The organism is Pedobacter sp. 01N416 (assembly GCF_056399685.1).
In genome coordinates this window covers 1-6,221 of the sequence record NZ_JBFTRT010000530.1, presented here as the reverse complement: position 1 = coordinate 6,221, position 6,221 = coordinate 1, and the positions used below count along the sequence as shown (strand labels likewise).

The following is a 6,221-nucleotide window of genomic DNA, read 5'->3' as shown; positions in this document are numbered from 1 at the left end:
CTTTAGAGCTGATTAAAACATTGGTTATCGGTTCGTTTTTTAAATTAACAAGATAAACCGTCCAGCTTTTTACTTCAGGTGTTTCGCCCATCAATACAACGGCCATTGCGATATCTTCAACTGTATTTTCTGGTAAATCTGCTTTCATAACCACTATTTGACGTCACTCTGAATTTATTTCAGAGTCTTTTATTAAAAGATGCTGAAACAAGTTCAGCATGACGAATTATTTTTATTTTTTCTTTGCTACAGCCTTTTTAGCTGGGGCTTTTTTCTTTGCCGGTGCTTTTTTCTTCGTTTCGAAAGCATTAGGCACCTGCTCTACAATCATTTTCTTAACAACTTCCAAATCAATATCAATCAATTCTTCCGGTGTATATTTTTGCTTGGTAGCCTCATTATTCCTTAATTTAAGCATCAACTTGCCAAAACGGATAAATGGTCCCCAACGGCCGTTTTCGATAGATATTTTTTCAGCATCCCAGGTTTTAATGTATCTATTAGCCTCTTTTTCTACTTTTTTACCGATTAAGGTATTAATATCTTCTTGTGTTAAATTGTCGAAATCGTATCCTTTTGCGGGAATATTGATAAAGAGATCGTTCCATTTGATAAACGGACCAAAGCGGCCTTTGCCCTTTGTTACACCTAAACCTTCGTAATAGGCAATAGGTGCATCATCATCCATTTTCTGGCGGATAATTTCAACTGCTCTTTCATAAGTAACCGATAAAGGCTCCTCGTTTTTAGGAAGGGAAATAAAACTTTCGCCCCATTTTAYATAAGGACCAAAACGGCCAACACCAATCATTACTTCTTTACCTTCAAAATCAGGAAGTTGGAAAGGAAGTTTAAACAGCTCCAGCGCRTCATCTAAAGTAATGGTTGCAACAGATTGTGTGCGCATTAAGCTCGCATACCGAGGTTTTTCCTCTTCATCAAGCTCTCCAATTTGAACCAATGGTCCAAATTTACCTACTTTGGTGTATACATTTTTACCCGTGGCCGGATCTAAGCCCAATAAGCGCTCGCCAGTGGCACGTTCTGCAGTTTCAAGCGTAGTTTCTACTTCGCTATGAAATGGATTATAGAACGAGTGCAGCATTTTAGTCCACTCTTGTAAACCCTGGGCAATTTCATCAAATTCTTTCTCCACCTTTGCCGTGAAGTTAAAATCGACAATGCCTTTGAAATGTTCTACCAGGAAATCGTTTACTACCTCACCAATATCGGTAGGGAAGAGTTTTGATTTCTCCGCACCGGTAATTTCTGATTTTATTTCTTTTTTTACTTGCCCGTCAGCTAAAATGATAGAAGTAAACTTGCGTTGTTTGCCATCTCTATCTTCTTTAACCACATAACCACGGTTTTGTACCGTAGAAATGGTTGGTGCATAAGTAGACGGGCGGCCAATGCCCAATTCTTCTAGTTTTTTAACCAAACTGGCCTCTGTATATCTTGCTGGCGGACGAGAATAACGCTCGGTTGCCTGCATTTCTTTTAAAAATAGTTCCTGCCCCTTGCTTAATGGAGGTAAAATTGCGCCACCTTCTTTTTCTTCGTTTTCTTCATCATCGGTAGATTCCAGATAAACTTTTAAGAAACCGTCAAATTTTAATACCTCACCTTCGGCAACTAAGTGTTCTTTTCGGGTTGAGGCGGTGATCTGAGCAGTTGTTTTTTCGAACAATGCTTCGCTCATTTGTGAAGCAATAGAGCGTTTCCAGATTAAATCGTACAAGCGTTTTTCGGAAATATCGCCGTCTACACTGTGTCTGTCGAAATAAGTAGGGCGGATGGCTTCGTGAGCCTCCTGGGCACCAGCAGATTTTGTTTTATAAACGCGGTGTTGGTGGTATTTATCGCCGTAAGCAGATTTAATCTCGGCAGCAGCAGCATTTAATGCAGTTTCGGATAAGTTTACAGAGTCTGTTCTCATGTAGGTAATCTTACCTGCTTCGTACAGTCTTTGTGCAACCTGCATGGTTCTGGCTACCGAAAATCCTAATTTTCTGGAGGCTTCTTGTTGTAAGGTTGAAGTGGTAAATGGGGCTGCAGGATTACGTTTTGCCGGCCTTGTTTCTAAACTGGTAATATCGAACCTGGCATTTGTACAGTCCTGAAGAAATTTTTCAGCATCAGCCTCATTTTCGAAACGTTGTGGCAATTCTGCTTTTACAATTTCTTTTCCTTTGCCGGTAGCAAACTGGGCAGTAATTTTATAGGCAGCAGCAGCATTAAAGTTTAGAACTTCTCTTTCTCTATCAACAATTAAACGTACAGCAACTGATTGTACACGGCCCGCAGATAATGATGGTTTTACCTTTTTCCATAAAACAGGAGAAAGTTCGAAACCCACCAGACGATCTAATACACGACGTGCCTGTTGCGCATTTACCAGATTATAATCAATTCCGCGCGGACTATCGATTGCTTTTAAAATTGCTGGTTTGGTAATTTCATGAAAAACGATGCGCTTTGTTTTCTCCACTTTTAGGCCTAAAGTTTCGAATAAGTGCCACGAAATAGCTTCCCCTTCACGGTCCTCATCGGATGCTAGCCATACCATTTCGGCTTCCTTAGCTAGTTTTTTTAACTCGGCGACAATGTTTTTTTTGTCGGCGGGTACCTCGTATGTCTGCGCAAAATTATTTTTGATATCAATAGCCATATCACCTTTAACTAAATCGCGGATGTGGCCGTGATTTTAATGTGGTTTTAATCTTTTTTTGGAAAGCAATATTAGTAATTTGTAGGTAAGGCTTTCTCCCGCCCTTTGCTACAAATCCTCAACCTCGTTCCTCGGTCTGCGGGTTTTTCGCTTCGGTCGGGTTTAGGTGGCATGTGTTTACTGCTATTTAGGTTTTAACGGCGTTGTGCCAAGCTGAAGGTACAAAAGGGATCAGGCTTTGTTAATTAAACCAGATAGAGCGGAATAGCCCACAGCGTAGCGAGGACTATAAGCGATAGCGGGGCCGTAAACCACCAAGAACCACTGCCCTCAATTTCCTAATCAAAAAAGACACTTATTTGAGCAATGAAATATATGCTTTCATTTTCAAATCATGCTCACAGTTTGTTCTATTGGCCAGTTCTCTTACCTAATTTGCTACATTTAATTTACAACAACGTTACGTTGGCACAACCTATTTGTGCCTATATTCGTATATAAAAATAAAACAACGATGATCAGCACAATTCTAATCCTACTAAACTTATTGGTATCTCCACCAAAAAATGTTTACGAGTTCAGCTTTAAAACCATTGATGGTAAAGAAATTAAACTATCGAAATTTAAAGGCAAAAAAATCTTAATTGTTAACACCGCTTCTAAATGTGGTTTTACACCACAGTATGAAGATTTGGAAAAACTTCAAAAGCAATACGGCAAAAAGGTAGTATTAATTGGTTTCCCTGCGGGTAACTTTGGCGGACAGGAGTTTTCTACCAATGCAGAGATTAAAGAATTCTGTACCGGAAAGTACAATGTATCTTTTATGTTGGCAGAGAAAAGCAGTGTTAAAGGTGATGATATCAGTCCATTGTTCAAGTATTTAACCTCTCAAACCAATACAGAAGAGCAAGGCGATATTAAATGGAACTTTGAGAAATTCTTAATTAATGAAAAAGGAGAATTGGTACACCGTTTCCGTTCTAAAACAAAACCTACTGACGAGGCGATTGTAAAGAACCTATAAAGCTTAGCGTTTAGGGGTTAGTGTTTAGGCGCTAAACTCTAAACGCTAACCCTTTAACAATTCCATTTAAATTAGTTTTTCTCCAAAACTGTTTTCCAAACCAAGGCACTGAGCGCCGCACCAATAATGGGTGCTACAATAAACAGCCAAACCTGGCTTAAGGCTTCTCCGCCAACCAAAAGTGCGGGGCCAATACTTCTTGCCGGATTTACTGATACACCCGTTACCGGAATGCCCACAATATGAATGAGTGTTAAACTTAAGCCGATTGCAAGCCCTGCAAAGCCGCCGTTGATATTTTTAGTAGAGGTTGAGCCGAAAATAACCAATAAGAAAATAAAGGTGAGTACAATTTCGGCAATAAAACCAGCATGTAGGCTGTAATGCTGTGGAGATAGTGCTGCAAAACCATTTTGCCCTAATCCATTTGTTGCCAAAGAATATTCTGGCTTTCCTGAGGCAATTTGCAGTAAGATAAATGCGCCTGCAATGCCGCCTAATACCTGAGCCACAATGTAATAAGCGGCTTCAGTAATTTTCATCCGGCCAGCGATTACCATTCCGATTGAAATTGCCGGATTAATGTGACAGCCTGAAATGTGCCCAATAGCATAAGCCATTGCGGTGACCGATAAGCCAAAGGCAAAAGATATGCCTAATAAGCCTACGCCAGTTGTGCCATTTGCGCCAGCTATAACCGCGCTACCACAACCCATTAAAACCAACACGAGCGTGCCTAGAAATTCGGCACTGAATTTAGAAAGTTTACTTGTCTCCATATAATTTATTATTTAAAGGTTTAAATATTATATCCGGATGATTGTCAATCGAATATAACTAAAAATTTAGAATATAAAAATGGAATAAAATGCTGGTGATTTAGTCTGATTGAATTACGGAATTTTAGACAAGAGAAAGGGGCTTAAATCCATAAGCCCCATTTAAACCAAACAAACTATTTATGAAGTTTATATAAAACCCATATTAGAATAAAATGTTTTGATGAAAATTAAAATTATTTACAATTTTTGCGGGTAATTATGCTTTTGTCTAGTCAATTGCCATTTTTTTGCTCAAAATAAGTCCTACTGTAACTAAATTGATAGAAAACGGCAAGCTATTTTTGACTTTAGGGTGTTAAAATAGGTTGAGTTGTTCTGGCTGGTATAGGTTAGGGTCGAAATTGTAAACTTCGGGTGTGTTTTGAGTATTGCTTACATAATACAACGCTGTTTCCTCATATCTTGAAGCTACTTTAACAAAAGTATTGCCGGCAACATTTTTAAAAAGATTTTCAACCAGCTGTGGGTCGTTATTATCTTTTGATAAGTGGCTCAATAATAAATGACTCATGTATGGGGCTTTATGGTTGATGAAAAGCTCCAGCGCCTGTGTATTGCTTAAGTGACCGTGACCACTTGTAATCCTCCGCTTCAAAAAATAAGGATATCGGCCATTTTCCAGCATCTCTGTATCGTAATTGGCTTCCAAGAAAGCGGCATGACAGTTTTTGAAATGGGCAATTAAACGATCGCACACTGAGCCAATATCTGTAAAAACACCCACTCTTACCTCGTTGCATTCAACAGTAAAACTATAAGGATCAGCTGCATCGTGAAATTTAGAAAAAGCAGAAATCTTTAAACCACCAATCTGAATGTGCTGTAAATGGCTTAATGAAAAGGTATTGTTTGTGTCCAAAGCCAAGCGGCTGCTTTTTAGGGTAGCTGTGCTAATGTAAACCGGGAGTTTATGTTTTTTAGCAAATACCGCCAGCCCCTTAATGTGGTCGCTATGTTCGTGTGAGATAAAAATGGCTTTTACTTTACTGATTGATAAACCCAAACGGTTCATCCGTGTTTCAACCTCTTTGCAGGTTAGGCCAACATCAACCAAAATTGCTTCATTATCGTTACCCACATAGTAACAATTGCCATTACTGCCCGAATTAATTGATGTAAAATATAGTGCCATTTTTCAGCCTGCAAGATAAGGCTTATTTGGCGAAGGAAAAAGGAAAACTATACTCTTGCGCCATTGTGTTCTACCAAACGCGAAAGGAGGGGTAGAAAAGCCTGAATCAAGTTGATTTCTTCTGAGGAGAAGATTTTTTCCATGGTTTGTGCCAGCCATTCTTCTTTTATTTTTCTGCTGGCAATAATGTGTTTTTCGCCAAGCTTGGTTAAGCCGATAAAAACCTTTCGTTTATCCTCATTGCTTGGAAAGCGTTCCACACATTTGGCATCGAACAAGCGGTTGATGATCTGTGAAATAGCTTGTTTTGACACCCTTTCCATATCTGCCAGCTCTGTAGATAACATTTTGCCATGTTGTTCGAGCAGCGACATCGTTAACAGTTCGGCATTGCTAAAGTCTGAACTTACGTTCTGTTTGCGTAGCTGCCTGGTTAAGCGGGTAACTGTGTTTCTTAGTTTTGCGGCAATATCTTGTGTTTGAGTAGGCATCTTAATGGTAAATAAACTTTACAAATATAAGCTTTTAATTTTGTAGATAAACTAATAT

General features: G+C 39.1%; 4 protein-coding genes and 1 pseudogene. 1 reads left to right on the top strand and 4 read right to left on the bottom strand.

Going from position 1 to position 6,221, the window contains the following annotated elements; genetic code table 11:
- Positions 1-232: 232 nt before the first annotated feature.
- Positions 233-2,707 (bottom strand): annotated as a pseudogene (topA, locus tag AC1DND_RS22985) (type I DNA topoisomerase); the annotation flags it as partial.
- 478 nt (positions 2,708-3,185) lie between these two features.
- On the opposite strand from topA, the gene AC1DND_RS22980 reads away from it, so the two are divergent.
- Entirely contained in the window at positions 3,186-3,698 is a 513-nt protein-coding gene (locus AC1DND_RS22980; protein WP_477584918.1) for a glutathione peroxidase, read from the top strand.
- A 71-nt stretch (positions 3,699-3,769) separates the two neighbouring features.
- On the opposite strand, the gene aqpZ is transcribed toward AC1DND_RS22980, so the two are convergent.
- From aqpZ to AC1DND_RS22965, 3 genes are all read right to left on the bottom strand, one after another.
- Positions 3,770-4,477 (bottom strand): aquaporin Z, encoded by a 708-nt coding sequence (gene aqpZ, locus AC1DND_RS22975; RefSeq protein WP_477584917.1) that lies wholly within the window; start codon positions 4,475-4,477, stop codon positions 3,770-3,772.
- Positions 4,478-4,835: 358 nt separating this feature from the next.
- Entirely contained in the window at positions 4,836-5,672 is an 837-nt protein-coding gene (locus tag AC1DND_RS22970) for an MBL fold metallo-hydrolase (protein ID WP_477584916.1), read from the bottom strand.
- 47 nt (positions 5,673-5,719) lie between these two features.
- Positions 5,720-6,163, bottom strand: a complete 444-nt coding sequence (locus tag AC1DND_RS22965; RefSeq protein WP_477584915.1) for a MarR family winged helix-turn-helix transcriptional regulator — start codon at positions 6,161-6,163, stop codon at positions 5,720-5,722.
- Between the last annotated feature and the right edge of the window lie 58 nt (positions 6,164-6,221).